Source organism: Enterobacteriaceae endosymbiont of Neohaemonia nigricornis (assembly GCF_012571795.1).
In the GTDB taxonomy this organism is placed as follows: domain Bacteria; phylum Pseudomonadota; class Gammaproteobacteria; order Enterobacterales; family Enterobacteriaceae.
In genome coordinates this window covers 157,763-176,455 of the sequence record NZ_CP046222.1, presented here as the reverse complement: position 1 = coordinate 176,455, position 18,693 = coordinate 157,763, and the positions used below count along the sequence as shown (strand labels likewise).

Genomic DNA, 18,693 nt, shown 5'->3' with positions numbered 1-18,693 from the left:
ATATGTTAATTATTTATATAAAATTATTATGTATGAAAAATATTAGGAACTTTTCTATTATTGCACATATTGATCATGGTAAATCTACTTTTTCTGATCGTTTAATAGAGTTATGTGGCGGTCTGACTCAAAGAGAAATGAAAGAACAAGTATTAGATACTATGGATTTAGAAAAAGAAAAAGGAATTACAATTAAAGCACAAAGTGTTACATTAAATTATAAATTTAATGATATTATTTATACAATAAATTTTATTGATACTCCAGGACATGTTGATTTTTCATATGAAGTATCTAGATCTCTTGCTGCATGTGAAGGAGCATTATTACTTATTGATGCTAGTCAAGGGATAGAAGCACAAACTTTATCTAATTATAATACTGCTATTAGTATGGGATTAACAGTATTACCTGTTATTAATAAGATTGATTTATTAATGACTAATATTGAGAAAATTAAATTAGATATTAAAGAAATTATTGGTATAAACAAATATCATTGTTTGCAATGTTCTGCTAAAACTGGTATTGGCATTAAAGAAATTATTGAAGAAATTATATATAAAATTCCTGCTCCTCAAGGTAATATAACATTACCAACACAGGCATTAATTATTGATTCATGGTTTGATAATTATTTAGGTGTTGTAGCATTTATACGTGTAAAAAATGGTATAATATATCAAGGTCACAAAGTTATTATTATGAATAATAATAAAATTTATACAGTAGAAAAAATTGGCATATTTACTCCTAAAAAAATAGCATTAAAATATTTAAAGTGTGGTAATGTAGGTTGGATTATTTTAGGTATTAAAAATATAACTGATGTTCCTATTGGTGGTACCATAACATCATTTATAAATCCATCTAAAAATATTTTATCTGGATTTCAAAAAAGTACTCCTAAAGTTTATGCAGGCATATTTCCTGTTAATACAAATGATTATAAAGGTTTTAGTACAGCATTAAAAAAATTAAGTCTTAATGATTCTGCATTAACATTTGAAACAGAAAATTCTGGTATTTTAGGTTTTGGATTTAGATGTGGTTTTCTTGGATTATTACATATGGAAATTATTCAACAACGTTTATTACGTGAATATAATATTGATATTATTGCTACTACTCCTACAGTAAAATATGAAATTGAAACTATAAATAATAAAATTATTTATGAAGATAATCCTGCTAAATTCCCTTTAATAAATATTATTAAAGTTATAAAAGAGCCTATTGTACAATGTAAAATTTTATCACCTATTATATATGTTGGTAAAATTATAAAACTATGTTCTGACAAAAATGGTATACAAACTGATATGATTTATTATAAAAATCATGTAATGTTAGTATATGAGATACCAATGTTAGAAGTTATTATAAATTTTTTTGATCAATTAAAATCTATTACAAAAGGTTATGCTTCATTAGATTATTCATTTGTAAAATTTAAAAAAGCTGATATAGTTTGTATTAATATATTAATTAATCAAAAATGTGTAGATGCTTTAACTATTATTGCGTATAAAAAACAAATTTATTATTCTAGTCGTATATTAGTAAATAAAATTACTTCTTTAATTCCTAGACAACAATTTGATATTACTATTCAAGCTGCTGTAGGCAATAAAATTATTGCTAGTGCTCGTATTAAACCATTACGTAAAAATGTTATTGCAAAATGTTATGGAGGTGATATTAGTAGAAAAAAAAAACTTATTCAAAAACAAAAATTAGGTAAAAAACGTATGAAAAATATTGGTAATGTATTATTACCTTCATCAGTATTTTTAACTGTATTAAATATAAAAAAATAAATTTAAAAAAAATATTATGAATAATTTATTAACAAAAATACTAATATTCAGCATGCTGATTACAGGAATTATATGGATATATAATATATTTTCTATTATATATACAAAATTCTTTAAAAGAAATATTAATTTTTATTACCATTTAGATATTAAAAAAAAAACATGGCGACAAGAAATAGGTTCTTTTTTTCCTATAATATTTATAATATTTATAATACGTTCTTTTATATATGAGCCTTGTTTAATATCTTCAGGATCTATGATTCCTAATTTATTAACTGGTGATATTATTTTAGTAAACAAATTTATTTATGGTATGCATAATCCATTTAATAATGCAACGATATTTAAAAATCAATTGCCTCATATAGATGACGTCATTGTTTTTCAATATCCTAAAAATATAAAATACAATTTTGTTAAAAGAGTTATTGGTTTGCCAGGTGATAAAATAATTTATAACAAATATAATAAAACTATAACAATATATAATAAATTAAAAACTAATGGTACATATGTTTTAAAAACTGTGATAAATTATAATAATTTAGTGCAAGATGGGTCAATATCTAATATTACACAAAATAATAATATATGTATAGATAATCAAGGTAATAATATTATACATACACAAGAGAAAAACCATAATAATAAAACATTATGTACATCTAATAATGATATTTTTTTATTTTATAAATATTGTCAATCTATAAATAAAACAAGTTGTACATTAATCATTCCTAATAATTTTTATTTTGTATTGGGCGATAATCGTGATAATAGTTATGATAGCCGTTATTGGGGTTTTATACATAAAAAATATATTTTAGGTAAAGCTTATATAATTGTATTAAGTTTACAAAAAGAAGGAAATAAATGGCCTACAAGTATTCGTACAAATAGAATTTTAAAATTAATACATTGAATTAATGATATAGATATTTATATAATGTATGATACATTAAAACATAATTTTGCTTATGATAAATAAATTACAAAAAAAGATAGGTTATATTTTTCATCATCAGGATTTATTATATCAAGCTTTAACTCATCGTAGTGCAAGTAGTAAACATAACGAAAGATTGGAATTTTTAGGAGATTCTATACTAAGCTATATTATAGCTAAAGCCTTATATAATAAGTTTCCTAATGTTAATGAAGGCAATATGAGTCGTATGCGTGCAACTTTAGTACGTGGAGATACATTAGCTAGTATTGCTAGGGAATTTAATTTAGGTAAATATTTATTTTTAGGACCAGGAGAATTTAAAAATGGTGGTTATGATAGAGAATCTATTTTAGCAGATACTATAGAAGCATTAATTGGTAGTATTTGTTTAGATAGTAATATAAAAACTGTAGAACATATTATTTTAATATGGTATCAAATAAGATTAAAAACGATTATTCCCGGTAATAATCAAAAAGATCCTAAAACAAGATTACAAGAATATTTACAAAGATCACATTTACCATTACCATATTATTGTATAATACAAATTAATGGAGAAGTACATAATCAAAAATTTATTATACAATGTAAAATTAATGGTATATCAGAAATTATTACAGGTATTGGGTCTAGTCGTCGTAAAGCAGAACAATCTGCTGCAGAACAAGCATTAATACGATTAGGAATAGAAAAATATGATTATTAATTTTTCTTATATTACAGGATATGAATAGTTCATCTAGTTATTATGGTCGTGTATTTATTATAGGTCGTTCTAATGTTGGAAAATCTACTTTATTAAATGCTTTAATTGGAGAAAAAATTTCTATTATATCACATAAAATTAATACAACTAATCATAATATTTTAGGAATATATAATAATAAAAATTATCAAATAGAATATATAGATACTCCTGGTAATATATATGATCGAAAACATATTGTACAATTATTAAAACAACAATTATTTGATTTTATTTTATTTATATTAGATAGAAAACATTGGTCTTCTATAGAAGATAATATTATGAATATAATTAATGTAACTCATATACCTACTATTATTATAATTAATAAAATAGATTTAATTTTAAATAAAAATATTTTATTATCTCATATAAGTATATTACAAAAAAAAATTTCATTTATTGCTCTTTTTATGGTTTCTGCTAAAAATAATCTATATACTAAACATATTAATTTATTTATTTGTAAACAATTACCTTTAAAAAAACATTTGTATCCTGCTACTTATCTTACTAATCAAACTCCAGAATTAATAATTATTGACATTATTAGAGAAAAATTACTACTTTATCTTCATAAAGAAATACCTTATTTAATTGACATTAAATTAAATAATGTTAATTATATTAACAATCTTCCAAATTTTAAAACAGTAGAAGGTATGTTATTTATAAAAAAAAAACAACATAAAAAAATTATCATAGGTAAAAATGGCAAAAAAATAAAATTAATTACTTACCATACTCAAAAAAATATATGTTCTTTCTTTAAAAGAAAGATCATATTAACATTATGGGTTTATAATTATAATAAATAATTTTTTTTAATAAAAATAATAGAGTATAAATAATAATGAATATTATAGGTATTGGTATAGATATTATTGAAATATTACGTATACAAAATATCTTTGTACGCTTTAAGAATAAATTAGCTAATAAAATTTTGACTATGTATGAATTATATAAATATGAAAAATGTCATGTAAATAAAATAAATTTTTTAGCAAAACATTTTGCAGTAAAGGAAGCTGCTGTTAAAGCAATAAATACTGGATTTACAAAAGGTATTTTATTTAAACATATTGAATTATGTCATAATAATGCTGGCAAACCTAAGTTAGTATTTTATAATCAAGCATTATATGCAATGAAAAAAAAATGTGAAAATTATAATATACATGTTTCTTTATCTGATGAAAAAAAATATGTATGTGCTTTAGTTATTATAGAAGCAAACAAAATATAAATATTAACATTTATTAAATTTATGCTTTTTAATTAAATTAAATGCTGCTTGTATTTCTTGTGTTTTAATTTTTGCATTTTGTAATTCTTGCTGTGTATATTTTTGTGACATTAATTTATCTGGATGATATCTTCTCATTAATTTATAATAAGATTTTTTAATAGTTACAAAATTATCATTTTTGTTTACGTTCAATATATTATATGCTTGATCTAATTCTGTAACATAAGAATTAGGTTTTTTAGAATAATATTGATACTTATTTTGTTGATGATGGTATTGTGTAAAAAATTCTTTAAATTCTTTATAAGATTGATTATTTTGATCTACATATTGTTTATATGAATTATTTAGAATAAACTCAATATGTTCATTAGGAATATTTAATTCTTGTAATATTATTCTTAATATTTGTTCTGTTTGTTTATCTAAATAATTATTTGCATATGCTAATTGTATTTGTATGGTTAAAAATTTATTTAATAAATCATTGTGAGTAATAATTTTATGATAAAAACAATTTAATTTATAAATTAAAGGATAATCTTTTTGTTTTCCATTATAAAAAAACTTTTTCGCTAAAATTATTTCTTCAGGGGTTAAATTTAATTGTTGTATTACATGTGTGGTAATTATAATATCTTTTTTAGTAACAAACCCTTTAGATTTACTAATATAACCCATTATTTCAAATGTAGTTTGAATAAAAATTGTTTTTATATCGAAATTATAATTTTGATAATGAATTTTAATATTTATTGCACAAAATTTATCAATTAAATAGCCAATTAATATACAAAAAAGTATACCAAATACATTATTATTAAAAATTAAACCAATAAATAATCCTATTAATCTACCCCAATATGTCATATATTCCTCAATTTTTATATTTATAAAATATTATGTTAATATTGTTTTATATATGATTCATATTCTTTTTATTTATACATATTAAATAAAATAATAATAAAACTTATTGTATATTTTAATAAATGAACTAACTATTAGTTATATTATTAAATATAACAACATTTGTTATAAAAAAAAATCATTATATGCTATGATATTATTTTTATTAAAATATTTAATAATGTTAATTATATAATATTTTTTTTCATGAAAAAATATTGTAATACATTCATTATTTTAATATTTATTATTTTTTCATAATGTTTTAATGCGTGTTTTACAGATTAGTACATATATATTAGTTAAATGTAATGTATATGTATTTGTTATGTCAAAAATAAAAAAAATATATTTTATACAATATAAAAAAATATTTAATAAATTTTACATACGAATATAAATTTATTATATAACACTATATTTTATCAATAAACTAAAAAATGAAATTTAATTTTAAAAAAAAATATGGTCAACATATATTAATAAATTCTATTATAATTAATAAAATTATTACATTTATTAATCCAAAATATAATAATATTATGGTAGAAATTGGTCCTGGTTCTGGTGCATTAACAATGCCTATGATTTATTATAATAATAATATGACTATTATCGAAATTGATAAAGATTTTTATAAAATTTTATTAAATAATAAAATTTTAAATAAATCTAATACAAAAATTATTTTAGATAATGCGTTAAATATTGATTATTCTATCTTTACAAAAAAATATCATAAAAAAATACGTATATTTGGTAGTTTACCATATAATATTGCTACTCAATTATTATTTTTATTATTTAATTTTAATAATATAAAAGATATGCATTTCATCATGCAAAAAGAAATTATACAACGTTTAATTGCTCATCCTGGAAATAAATATTATGGATGTTTAAGTATTATGTCACAAATTTATTGTAAAATAAAACCATTAATTGAGATAAAACCATGTGAATTTTATCCTATACCAAAAGTTTTTTCACAAATGGTATGTTTAAGACCATATATTTATAATCCTTATCATATTAATAATATTACAATATTTAAAATAATAATTCAAACAGCATTTAGTATGCGTAGAAAAACATTAAGAAATAGTTTAAAAAATTTATTTACAGTAGACGATTTAAATACATTAGGTATTGATTATAAAATTCGCGCTGAAAATGTTTCCATTATGGAATATTGTCAATTAGCTAAATTATTAGAATCAAATTATAAAAGGATATAAACTGAATGAAAATATTATCTCAAGTTTATATAAAAGTACATAGTGTATATATAAAATCACAATCAACTCCAGAAATTAATCGTTATGTTTTTGCATATACTATCAATATACACAATATCAGTAAAAAAATATTAAAACTCATTAGCCATTATTTATTAATAACTAATGGTCATGGCAAAAAAACACAAGTGCATGGTTCAAATATTATTACAAAACACGCTTATATAAATCCAGGTAATGATTTCCACTATACTAGTGGTACTGTTTTAGAAACACCTATAGGTACAATGCAAGGACATTATATCATGATAGATGAAAAAAATGATATATATCATATTGATATCCCTGTATTTCGTTTAGCTATTAAAACTTATATACATTAATTATAAATAATATGACTACTTATTTAATTGGAGATATTCATGGTTGTTATAATGAATTCTTTACTTTGTTAAAAAAAATTAATTTTAATTCTAAAAAAGATATTTTATGGATTACAGGAGATATTATAGCAAGAGGGCCTGATTCTATAAAAATTTTATATTTTTTATACTATTTAAAAAAATCTATAAAATTAGTATTAGGTAATCATGATCTATATTTTATTGCTTTATCTTTAGGTATAAGATGTAGTAATAATTCTTATGATAAAAAACTCTTAAAGTTATTAAAACATACAACAATTTTATATTTAATTGAATCTTGGTTAATATATCAGCCATTAGTACAATTTGATCCAGAAAAAAAAATTTTAATGACTCATGCAGGTATTACTCCACAATGGGATAATATTAAATTAATATTATCTGTTGCACATGAAGTAAAAAACATAATTACTAATTCTTATTTTAATAAAAAATTTTTTTCTTATATTTATAGTAAAACAAAACCAATTGTTAATTGGAATAATAATAAATTACAAGGATTTGAACGTTATAATTTTATTATTAATGCATTTACTAAAATGAGATATTGTTATCCTAATGGAGAGTTAGAAATGTCTTCTAAAGATATACCAGATAATGTTATCCTACCATTAAAACCATGGTTTTTATTCAAAAATCCTATATATAAAAAATATAAAATTTTTTTTGGTCACTGGTCTGCTTTAGAAGGTAAATATACTCCTTATAATATTATTGGTTTAGATACTGGATGTTGTTGGGGTAATAAATTAACTATATTTTCTTTAGAAGAAAAAAAATTTTATAGCATAAAATGTAATAAACAATAAAAATGTATAAACTATTACCTATTAATCAATATTTTTTACATAATTTTTGTAATAAATTTAATAATTATAAGGTTATTTTTGCAGGAAATATAACAGATGCTTTGCCTATATATTTAAATACTTTCGATACTATTGTTAGTACACATAAATATGATTATTATTTATGGTTAAAAAAAATACTAGGAAATAAAGTGTTTTTTGATTTTGCTAATATAACCAATATAAATTATTTCAATGTACTTATATTTTTTTGGACTAAAAATAAAAATGAATCAATTTATTTATTACAACAAATTTCTACACTATTATATAATAATAGTGATATTTTTATTATAGGTGCAAACAATAGTGGTATACGTAGTATTAATAATATATCAATATTTAATACTATTTTTAATAAGATTATTAGTGCACGCAAATATAGTATTTATCATACTCAGTATAAAAAAAAACATTATTTTCATCCTGATAGTTTTTGGAAATTTTATTATTTAAATGAACAAATTATTTATAATTTACCTGGTGTTTTTGGCGATAATAAATTAGATCAAGGAAGTCAATTATTAATATCTACTATTAAATCTTCTGATATAAAAGGAAAAATATTAGATTTAGGATGTGGTTCGGGTGTATTAACAAGTTTTATAGCAAAACAATCTAAAAAAATAAAAATTTATGCAACAGATATAGATATAAAAGCATTATATTCTACAAAAAAAACATTATTTGCCAATAATATACATCATGGATTAATATTTCCTAGTCATATTTATTCTAATATTAATGAAAAATTTAATTTAATTATATCAAATCCACCATTTCATAATGAATTATGTTATTCATTACATACTATATATAAAATTCTGTATAATATTAAAAAATATTTAGTATATAATGGTGAATTTAGATTTGTAACACATAATATTATCCCATATAAAAAAATTTTCAAACATTTATCATATAATTTTTATATTTTATCTAAAAATAATCAATATACTATTTATAGTATAAAAAATAAATAATTTGTGTAATAATTATTTTTATAAAAATTCTAATGTATAATAGAAATTAATAAAATTTAATAAAGGAAAATATTTATGACTTTAGTAACTCATCAAGCACCAGATTTTACTGCATCAGCAGTATTACCAGATGGTACTATTCAAGAAAACTTTAATTTTTATCAATATTCTAAAAACAAAATGACAGTAATTTTTTTTTGGCCATTAGATTTTACTTTTGTGTGTCCTTCAGAAATTATTGCATTTAATAAATATTTTCAAGAATTTAGTAAACGTAAAGTTAATTTATTAGGTATATCTTGTGACTCACAATATACACACCATGCTTGGAGAAATACTAAAATATCTGATGGTGGTATAGGTCCTGTAAAATTTATTATGATTTCAGATCTTAAAAAAGATATACAAAAAAAATATAATATTGAACATCCAACATTAAGTGTTGCATTAAGAGCAACATTTATAATAGATACTGACGGCATTATAAAACATCAAACAATTAATGATTTACCTTTTGGTAGAAATATTAATGAAATAATCCGCATAATAGATGCTATCATATACCATAATCAACATGGTGAAGTTTGTCCAGCACAATGGCAAAAAGGTAAAAAAGGCATCATTCCTACACAACAAGGTATTAAAAATTATTTATCATCAAATTTAAATGATCTAAAATAATTATTTATTATATATAATATCAGCACATTGTGCACGATACCTTAATAAATGATCCATTAGTACAATAGCAACCATAGCTTCACCTATAGGTATAGCTCTAATTCCTACACAAGGATCATGTCGTCCTTGTGTAACACAAGTAACTTTTTCCCCTTTTAGATCTATTGTTTGACCTGGCATAGTAATACTAGAAGTTGGTTTAACAGCAAAATTAATAATTATATTTTGCCCATTACTAATACCCCCTAAAATTCCTCCAGCATGATTACTTATAAATCCATTTTGATTTATTTCATCTCTATGTTCACTACCTAATTGATTAATTACATTAAAACCATCACCAATTTCAATTCCTTTAACAGCATTAATACTCATTATTGCATGAGCTAATTCAGCATCTAATTTATCAAATACTGGTTCTCCTAAACCAATAGGAACATTTTCTATAATAATAGAAATTTTAGCACCTATAGAATTGCCTTCTTGTTTTAATTTTTTTATCATATTTTTTAAACTTAAAATATCATGATTATTAGGACAAAAAAATGGATTATTATTTACAATATTCCAATTATCAAATTGACATATTATATTACCCATTTGTGATAAATATCCTCTAATTTTAATATTATGTTTAATAAATAAATATTTTTTTGCAATTGCTCCAGCAGCAACTCTCATAGTAGTTTCTCTAGCAGAAGCACGACCACCTCCTCTATAATCTCTAATATGATATTTTTTTTCATATGTAAAATCTGCATGACCTGGTCTAAAAAGATTTTTAATATTATTATAATCATGAGTTCTATGATCAATATTTTTAATAAGTAATCCAATACTAGTACCTGTAGTTAACCCATTAAATATACCTGATAAAATTTTAACTTGATCTGTTTCTTTACGTGGTGAAGTATATTTAGATAATCCTGGTTTTCTTCTATCTAAATCTATTTGTAAATCATTAGTTTGTAATGGTAGATGTGGGGGAACACCATCAACTATACAACCTAAACATTCACCATGTGATTCTCCAAAAGTTGTAACTTTAAATAATTTACCAATTGTATTACCAGACATAATTCTTTATACCTTTCTTTTAAATTCTAAATAATAAAACATCATATTTTTAACTGATTACGGTTTAATTTAAATATATTAACATTATTATCTGTAATATCTAACCATTCGAAATCAATATTCATATATTTTTTAATAACTTTAGTTTTTTTATTACCTACTTCACAAATTAATATACCATTTGTACTAAGAAAATTATAAGATTGATTAATAATTTTATAAATAATATCTAAACCTTTATTTTTTGAAACTAATCCTATAACAGGTTCATATAAATATTCTTTAGGTAAATATTTAATATCTTTTTTATCTATATATGGTGGATTAGAAATAATTAAATCATAATGTTTTATATGTAAATTATCAAATAAATTGCTATAAATAGGTGTAATATGATGTTCTAATCCATGTAGATAAATATTATGTTCAGCTACATTAATAGCATTAATAGATATATCTACTGCATCTATATGCGCATCTGGGAATAAATAAGCACATGCTATAGCAATACAACCACTTCCTGTACATAAGTCTAATATATATTTTGGTTTATTAAATATAATATTATTAAAATTATTATTAATTAACTCTGCAATTGGTGATCTTGGTATTAACGTCCTATTATCAATATATAATTCATGTCCACAAAACCATGCTTTATTTGTTAAATAAGATACAGGAATATGTTTTGTAATACGTTTATATACTTTATTATAAATTAGTTTGCGTTCATTATAAATTAATTTGGATTGGTATATTTTATTCCATAAATATGGTGGTAATCCTAAAATAGGTAATATTAATTGTATAGCTTCATCCCATGGATTAAGATTGCCATGACCATACCATATATCAGATATATTAAAACATGTTGTTGCCCATCTTGTCATATCTTGGATTGTAGATAATTCATTTAATATATCTTTATGTAAGACATGAGATAATATTTGTGTCATATATTTTATTTGTATTATATATTGGTGAATATTAATTTATTAAAATATATTTTTTACAATGTTTATTATATAAAATATATTATATAAATCTATAGTATTAATAGAAAGGTTATGCTCCCCTGACTGGGCTCGAACCAGTGACATACGGATTAACAGTCCGCCGTTCTACCAACTGAACTACAGAGGATTTTTAATAAGAATAATTATAATATAGTTAATATTATATTGTCAATATAATATATTTTTTAAATTAAATATATGTTACATTTTACATAATAGTTAATTTATTAAAATAATCAATTTATACATAGGCATATATATGTTATTATATAATAGAATATCTCATAAAAAATTAAAAAAAATATATATTTCGCAAAATAATAAAAGAATTATAGTATCTTTTTATAAATACTGTCATATCAATAATCCTGATATTATAAGAAATAATATATATATATTATTTTATTCTTTTGATGTATTAGGACGTATTTATATTGCTACAGAAGGTATAAACGCTCAAATTAGTATACCTTATTATTTTTATAGAATAGTAAAATTATTATTAGGTAAAATTTATGATAAATTTCAAGATTTATATTGGAATATTGCTATTCAAAATAACCAACATGCATTTTTTTTATTAAAAGTTCAATATAAAAACAAGATATTAAATGATGGATTATTAAATTTTAATTTTTTAAAATTTAATAAAACAGGAATATATTTAAATGCTCAACAAACAAATTTAATGATCGAAAATAATAATACAGTATTAATTGATATGAGAAATTATTATGAGTATATTGTGGGTCATTTTGATAATGCAATTATATTCAATAATACACTCAATTTTAGACAACAAATGTTAATGTTATTAGATAATATAAAACCATATAAAAATAAAAATATTATTTTATATTGTACAGGTGGTATACGTTGTGAAAAAGCTACATCATGGTTATTATTTAATAACATTAAAAATGTTTTTCATATTAAAGGTGGCATTATAAAATACATCAAAGATGTATATAAATATAAATTACCTTTAAAATTTAAAGGTACTAATTTTGTTTTTGATTATCGAATGGGAGAACAAATAACAGAACATATTATATCATATTGTTATCAATGTAAAAATCCTTATAATTTTTATACTAATTGTAAAAATGATTTGTGTCATTTATTATTTTTACAATGTCCTACATGTCAAAAAAAATATTCAAATTGTTGTAGTATAAATTGTAAAAATATTTTCTTAAATATAAAAAAATAAATTATTTTTATAAATTTTTTAATTTTTGAAAATTTATTTCATATTCTTTAGTTATACTATCACTAGTTTCGTTTTGCCATATACCTTGTTTAATAATATTATTATTAGGATATAATATATTATTATTAATAATTTCTAATGGTAATAATTTTTGCGCATCTATATTAGGTGTAGAATACCCTGTAATTGTTGTAATTTTAGCTGCAATTTCAGGACGTAATAAAAAATTAATTAATTGTAAAGCACCTTTTACATTATTTGCATTATGTGGTATAACAAAACTATCCATCCAAAATATACCTCCTTCTTTTGGCCATATAAATTTTAATGGAAAGCCTAATTTTTGTATAGCATATGCTGAACCATTCCAAATCATTCCTATATTTACTGCTCCTTCAATAAAGGGATAACCAGGATTATCTGAATTAAATAATACAATATTGGGCATTAATTTTTTTAATTCCTGGAAAGCCATTTGAATATTATTTATATTCATGGGACATGATTTATATCCTAATTTTAATAAAGCCATTTGAAATACTTCTTTTGCATCATCTATTAATGATATAGATTTAACATATTTTGTATTCCATAAATCTTTCCAACTATTAATATCTTTATCTTTTATAAAATTTGTATTAATACCAATACCAGTAGCACCCCATATATAAGGTATAGAGTATTCATTTTTATAATCAAATGATTTATTTAAAAATTTATGATCTAAATGTTTAAAATTTGTTATTTGTTTTTTATCTATTTTTTGTAACATGCCTTCATTTTTCATTTTAGTGACAAAATATGTAGATGGTACTACTAAATCATATTTTTGATCATAAGTTTTTAATTTAGCATACATACTTTCATTAGATTCATAAGTTGAATATATTACTTTTATACCAGTTTCTTTTGTAAATTCTTCTAAAATACCATTTGGTACATATTCTGTCCAATTATAAAAAAAAACCGTATTATTTTTTTTTTCTACTATATTTATGTATTGATATTGTATAAATAATATAATTATTATGCATAATAATCTAATAAACATAATCATTGTTTTTAATCACCTTCATTTTATTACAAAATATTAATTAATATTATTCATTATTTTATAGCAATAACATCCATTTCTATAGACGCATTTTTTGGTAATTTAGAAACTTCTACACAAGTTCTTGTAGGATATGTAGTACAATATTGTGAAAAAAAATTTGAATATAATATATTCATTTGTTCTAAATTATTTAAATTTATCAAATAAATATTTACCTTAATTATATTTATAATATCAAAACCTGCTTTATTAATAATAGCTCTGATATTATATAAAACTTGTATTGTTTGTTGTTTAAAACTTATAGGCATTAATCCATTAACAGGATTAATAGGTATTTGTCCAGAAGTTATTATTATATTATTAAATATAATACCTTGTGTATAAGGACCTATAGGACAAGGTGCTTGGTTAGTACGAATAATCTTATACATTACTTAATGTACCCATATTAATTTTAGTTTGAAATGTAATTTATTATTTTTTAATAAAAAATTGTTATATATTTATATAATATATAATTTATAAAATATTATTTTTTATTAATGTTAATATCATGAGTGCTTTTATAACATGTATTCTATTAGCAGCTTGTTGAAATATAATACTATATTTAGATAAGAAAACATCATTAGTAATTTCTAAACCATAAAATAAATTGAATTTAGATATAATATTATTTTTTATAATAGATTTATAATGATTATAATCATGAAATGATGGTAAACAATGCATAACTTTTATATTATTATTTTTACTATTTAATAGTAAATTATTGTTAACTTGGTACTTATATAAATATTTAATTTTATATTCCCATAATGTAGAAGATTCACCCATAGATAACCATACATCTGTATATATAAAATCTGTATTTGTTACACCTAATATCATATTATCCGTTAATATAATATTATTATGTTTTTTTATTAATTGGTTAAATAGTAATGTATCATCTGATATAAATAATGGTTTAGCAGTAATTAAATATAATTTAAATCCTATAATACTTGCTGCTTCAACTAAACTCATGGCAATATTATTATATATATCTCCTATATAAGATATAGTAATTTGATCTATATTATGATTATCAGATATATTTTCTTGTATAGTTAATAAATCAGCTAGTATTTGTGTGGGATGAAATTGTTCAGTTAATCCATTCCATACAGGAATCTTTGAAGATTTTGCTAAAATTTCTATATCTTTTTGTATGCCTCTATATTGTATGCCATCATATAAATTACTTAAAATTTTTGCAGTATCTTGTATAGTTTCTTTATATCCTATATGACTATCAGTTTTATTTAAACAAGTAACATTTGCTCCTTGATCAAAACAAGCAACTTCAAAAGAACACCTAGTTCTAGTGGAATTTTTTGCAAATATTAAAATAATATTTTTACCTAACAATCTTTTTATCTCTATATTGTTTTTTTTTTCTTGTTTTAATTTTTTAGATAAATGAAGAATATAATAAATCTCTTTTTGAGAAAGATCAGTTAATTTTAAAATATTTTTTTTATATAATGTATTCATGATTTTATTATCTACTTTTGGTAAAATAAAAAAATATTACTAGATAAATTCATATGTTTATAATTAATTTATATTTATTTAATAACTCTTTTTTAACTTTTTTACATATATTAATTTGATTATAATATTTTTTTATAATATGTTGTGGGGCTTTGCTTAAAAAATTATGATTATTTATACTGATATTAATTTTATCTATAATTTTTTGATTATCTGTTAATTTTTGATTAATTTTATTTAATAAAAATTTTTTATCAATTATCTTTATATTTAATGGTATGGCACATTCAATATTATTTATTTGAAAAATTAATGATGTTTTTGGAAAAAACTCATGTATATCCAGATAAAAAATGTTTTTTAAATTTAAAAATTTTTTTAATACATTAATATTATTTTTTAAGACTATTTTAAATGTATCATTATAATTTTTTATGTATAAATCTATTTTATTATAAATATTCATTTCTACCTTATTACTACGTACTGTTGTAACTAATAATGTAAATAAATTAAACATATTTATAATATTATAATCTATAAGTACTTTATTTTGTATTGGGAATGATTGTGATATAATACTAATATTATTATATTGTTTAATATTATCTTGTTGTTGAATTTTTTGCCAAAGTACTTCTGTTATAAATGGTATAATAGGATGTGATAATCGTAATAATGATTCAAATACATAATATAAAGTATAATGTATACCATTTATATTTTCTAAATCATTTATTTGTATAACATATTTAATGTATTCTAAATACCAATCACAAAACTTATTCCATATAAAATTATATAATAAATTTGCAGCAATATCAAAACGATATTTATTTAATGCTGTAGTATAATCCTTAATAATAATATTATACTCTGATATAATCCATTTATCTGCTATAGATAATTGACATTTTTTTTTAATTAAATCAAAATTTATATATTTCAAAATAAAAATACCAGCATTCCAAATTTTATTACAAAAATTACGATACCCTTCTAATCGTGTCATATCCCAATATATATCACGACCTGTAGTTGATAGAGCTGCTAAAGTAAATCTAACTGCATCTGCTCCATATCCTTGATTTTTTATATTATTTTTTTGATTTTGATATGTTAAATTTTTAAAATCAGAATGTGATTCTATGTTTTGTATGTTTTTACTAAAAATAGTATTATTATGTTCAATTAGATTAATTGGATTAATAACATTACCTTTAGATTTAGACATTTTATGACCATATGCATCTCTTACAAGACCAGTCATTAATATTTTTTTAAAAGGAATTTGTGCACAATTATTTTTATCTTTAACAAAATGCATTGTCATCATAATCATCCTAGCAATCCAAAAATATATAATATCAAAACCACTTACTATTATACTAGTAGGGTGAAATAAATCAAAATTTATATTTTTACTAGGCCAATCTAATGTAATAAAAGTCCATAAACTAGAAGAAAACCAAGTATCTAAAACATCAGTATCTTGTTTAAGAATAATATTTGTTGTTAAAGAATATTTTTTTCTAATATCTGTAATATTTTTACCAACATAGATATTATTATGTTTATCATACCATGCGGGAATTGGATGACCCCACCATAATTGTCTAGAAATACACCAATCTTGTAAGTTATTCATCCAGGAAAAAAACATGTTTTCGTATTGTTTAGGGATAAATTGAATTTGTTTATTTTTTACAGCCTTGATAGCTTGTGTAGATAAAATTTTAGTATTTAAATACCATTGTTTGGTTAACATAGGTAATATAATAGTATTACTACGTGTACTATATGGTATTAAGCTATTTTGTGTTATAATAGAACATATTAACTTTTGTGTATTTAATTCTTGAATAATAATTTTACGTGTTTGTATATAATTTAATTTATGAAATTTATAAGGTATTATATCAGAATAAATCTGAAGTTTTTCACCATTAACGGAGTAAATTTTATAATGATTTAAAATATGACCTTCAATATTAAATATCTTAATTAAAGGTAATTGATGACGTACAGCAACTTGATAATCATCAAAATCATGTGCAGGACTAATTTTTACACAACCTGTACCTTTATTAATTTCTGCATGATCATCTTGAATAATAGGTATTTTCCTATTAATTATTGGTACAATTACATATTTACCAATAAGATTTTGATATCTAACATCTTTTGGATTAACAGCAATAGCTGTATCTGCTAATAATGTTTCAGGTCTAGTTGTTGTTACAATAATATATGATTTATTATCTATTGTTTTAACATTATTAAACAACATATATTTTATATGCCAAATATTTGTTTGACATAATCGGTGTTCTACTTCTAAATCAGAAAGAACTGTTTTTAATGTAGTATCCCAATGTACTAGTCTTGTTTTTTTATATATTAATCCCTGTTCATATAGTTTAATAAAAATATTTTGTACTGATTGAGAAAAATGTTTATCCATAGTAAATCTTATATTTTCCCAATTAGCAGATAATCCAATACGTTTCATTTGTTGGATAATAATTGGAATATATTTTTTTTTCCATAACCATGCTTTTTGTAAAAAATATTCTTTATTATAGTATTTTTTTGTTTTACCTGTTGTAGCAAAAATTTCTTTTTCTATTAAATTTTGTGTTGCAATACCAGCATGATCTATACCTACTTGACATAAAATGTTTTTACCTAACATCCGTTGATAACGAATTATAATATCAATAATATTATATTGCAAAGCATGTCCTATATGTAAATATCCAGTAATGTTAGGTGGTGGTACCATAATAGAAAAATTCTTTTTATTAATATTAATTTTTTGTTGAAAAAAATTATTTTTTTCCCAAAAATCATAAATATTTTTTTCAAAACTATTAGGATTATATTTATTATTCATAATCATATCCTATATAAAAAAATATAATTTTGT

18 protein-coding genes and 1 tRNA gene are annotated in these 18,693 nt (G+C 20.9%); 11 read left to right on the top strand and 8 right to left on the bottom strand.

Annotation, left to right across the window (positions count from 1 at the left end; translation table 11 throughout):
* The first annotated feature begins 32 nt into the window (after nucleotides 1–32).
* The 5 genes from lepA to acpS are packed head-to-tail and all read left to right on the top strand — an operon-like array spanning nucleotide 33 to nucleotide 4,772.
* Nucleotides 33–1,820, top strand: a complete 1,788-nt coding sequence (gene lepA, locus GJT85_RS00845; RefSeq protein ID WP_208754600.1) for a translation elongation factor 4 — start codon at nucleotides 33–35, stop codon at nucleotides 1,818–1,820.
* Between the two features lie 52 nt (nucleotides 1,821–1,872).
* Nucleotides 1,873–2,745, top strand: a complete 873-nt coding sequence (gene lepB / locus GJT85_RS00840; RefSeq protein WP_208754344.1) for a signal peptidase I — start codon at nucleotides 1,873–1,875, stop codon at nucleotides 2,743–2,745.
* A gap of 55 nt (nucleotides 2,746–2,800) precedes the next feature.
* Nucleotides 2,801–3,481 (top strand): ribonuclease III, encoded by a 681-nt coding sequence (rnc, locus tag GJT85_RS00835; RefSeq protein ID WP_425482947.1) that lies wholly within the window; start codon nucleotides 2,801–2,803, stop codon nucleotides 3,479–3,481.
* Nucleotides 3,482–3,501: 20 nt separating this feature from the next.
* On the top strand, nucleotides 3,502–4,341 hold the full coding sequence (gene era, locus GJT85_RS00830) for a GTPase Era (protein ID WP_208754343.1): 840 nt from the start codon (nucleotides 3,502–3,504) through the stop codon (nucleotides 4,339–4,341).
* A gap of 35 nt (nucleotides 4,342–4,376) precedes the next feature.
* Nucleotides 4,377–4,772 carry a holo-ACP synthase gene (gene acpS, locus GJT85_RS00825; protein ID WP_208754342.1) on the top strand — a complete coding sequence of 132 codons (396 nt, stop codon included), beginning with the start codon at nucleotides 4,377–4,379 and terminating at the stop codon, nucleotides 4,770–4,772.
* Nucleotides 4,773–4,775: 3 nt separating this feature from the next.
* Here the strand turns inward: acpS and djlA are convergent, their stop codons facing one another.
* Nucleotides 4,776–5,645 carry a co-chaperone DjlA gene (gene djlA / locus GJT85_RS00820; protein ID WP_208754341.1) on the bottom strand — a complete coding sequence of 290 codons (870 nt, stop codon included), beginning with the start codon at nucleotides 5,643–5,645 and terminating at the stop codon, nucleotides 4,776–4,778.
* 479 nt (nucleotides 5,646–6,124) lie between these two features.
* On the opposite strand from djlA, the gene rsmA reads away from it, so the two are divergent.
* The 5 genes from rsmA (at nucleotide 6,125) to GJT85_RS00795 (ending at nucleotide 9,859) form a co-directional block, all read left to right on the top strand.
* Nucleotides 6,125–6,922, top strand: coding sequence for a 16S rRNA (adenine(1518)-N(6)/adenine(1519)-N(6))-dimethyltransferase RsmA (gene rsmA / locus GJT85_RS00815; protein WP_208754340.1), 798 nt, complete (start codon nucleotides 6,125–6,127; stop codon nucleotides 6,920–6,922).
* A 5-nt stretch (nucleotides 6,923–6,927) separates the two neighbouring features.
* Entirely contained in the window at nucleotides 6,928–7,305 is a 378-nt protein-coding gene (gene apaG, locus GJT85_RS00810; RefSeq protein ID WP_208754339.1) for a Co2+/Mg2+ efflux protein ApaG, read from the top strand.
* Nucleotides 7,306–7,316: 11 nt separating this feature from the next.
* A complete protein-coding gene (locus GJT85_RS00805) occupies nucleotides 7,317–8,156 on the top strand; it encodes a symmetrical bis(5'-nucleosyl)-tetraphosphatase (protein WP_208754338.1) in 840 nt (279 codons plus the stop codon).
* A 2-nt stretch (nucleotides 8,157–8,158) separates the two neighbouring features.
* On the top strand, nucleotides 8,159–9,178 hold the full coding sequence (gene rsmC, locus GJT85_RS00800; RefSeq protein WP_208754337.1) for a 16S rRNA (guanine(1207)-N(2))-methyltransferase RsmC: 1,020 nt from the start codon (nucleotides 8,159–8,161) through the stop codon (nucleotides 9,176–9,178).
* A 75-nt stretch (nucleotides 9,179–9,253) separates the two neighbouring features.
* Nucleotides 9,254–9,859 carry a redoxin domain-containing protein gene (locus tag GJT85_RS00795; RefSeq protein ID WP_208754336.1) on the top strand — a complete coding sequence of 202 codons (606 nt, stop codon included), beginning with the start codon at nucleotides 9,254–9,256 and terminating at the stop codon, nucleotides 9,857–9,859.
* On the opposite strand, the gene aroC is transcribed toward GJT85_RS00795, so the two are convergent.
* From aroC to GJT85_RS00780, 3 genes are all read right to left on the bottom strand, one after another.
* Nucleotides 9,860–10,936 carry a chorismate synthase gene (gene aroC, locus GJT85_RS00790; RefSeq protein ID WP_208754335.1) on the bottom strand — a complete coding sequence of 359 codons (1,077 nt, stop codon included), beginning with the start codon at nucleotides 10,934–10,936 and terminating at the stop codon, nucleotides 9,860–9,862.
* 41 nt (nucleotides 10,937–10,977) lie between these two features.
* Nucleotides 10,978–11,892 carry a 50S ribosomal protein L3 N(5)-glutamine methyltransferase gene (gene prmB / locus GJT85_RS00785; RefSeq protein WP_208754334.1) on the bottom strand — a complete coding sequence of 305 codons (915 nt, stop codon included), beginning with the start codon at nucleotides 11,890–11,892 and terminating at the stop codon, nucleotides 10,978–10,980.
* A gap of 114 nt (nucleotides 11,893–12,006) precedes the next feature.
* A tRNA-Asn gene (locus tag GJT85_RS00780) sits at nucleotides 12,007–12,079 on the bottom strand.
* A gap of 132 nt (nucleotides 12,080–12,211) precedes the next feature.
* Here GJT85_RS00780 and trhO point away from each other — a divergent pair.
* Nucleotides 12,212–13,165 (top strand): oxygen-dependent tRNA uridine(34) hydroxylase TrhO, encoded by a 954-nt coding sequence (trhO, locus tag GJT85_RS00775; protein ID WP_208754333.1) that lies wholly within the window; start codon nucleotides 12,212–12,214, stop codon nucleotides 13,163–13,165.
* A 7-nt stretch (nucleotides 13,166–13,172) separates the two neighbouring features.
* On the opposite strand, the gene GJT85_RS00770 is transcribed toward trhO, so the two are convergent.
* The 4 genes from GJT85_RS00770 to GJT85_RS00755 all read right to left on the bottom strand — a co-directional run bounded on the left by GJT85_RS00770 (nucleotide 13,173) and on the right by GJT85_RS00755 (nucleotide 18,660).
* Complete coding sequence (locus tag GJT85_RS00770) at nucleotides 13,173–14,222, bottom strand: extracellular solute-binding protein (protein ID WP_246212318.1); 1,050 nt, start codon at nucleotides 14,220–14,222, stop codon at nucleotides 13,173–13,175.
* Nucleotides 14,223–14,272: 50 nt separating this feature from the next.
* Entirely contained in the window at nucleotides 14,273–14,656 is a 384-nt protein-coding gene (locus GJT85_RS00765; protein ID WP_208754332.1) for a Rid family detoxifying hydrolase, read from the bottom strand.
* A gap of 88 nt (nucleotides 14,657–14,744) precedes the next feature.
* Nucleotides 14,745–15,764 (bottom strand): ornithine carbamoyltransferase, encoded by a 1,020-nt coding sequence (argF, locus tag GJT85_RS00760; RefSeq protein ID WP_208754331.1) that lies wholly within the window; start codon nucleotides 15,762–15,764, stop codon nucleotides 14,745–14,747.
* A 49-nt stretch (nucleotides 15,765–15,813) separates the two neighbouring features.
* Complete coding sequence (locus GJT85_RS00755) at nucleotides 15,814–18,660, bottom strand: valine--tRNA ligase (RefSeq protein ID WP_208754330.1); 2,847 nt, start codon at nucleotides 18,658–18,660, stop codon at nucleotides 15,814–15,816.
* Nucleotides 18,661–18,693 lie beyond the last annotated feature (33 nt).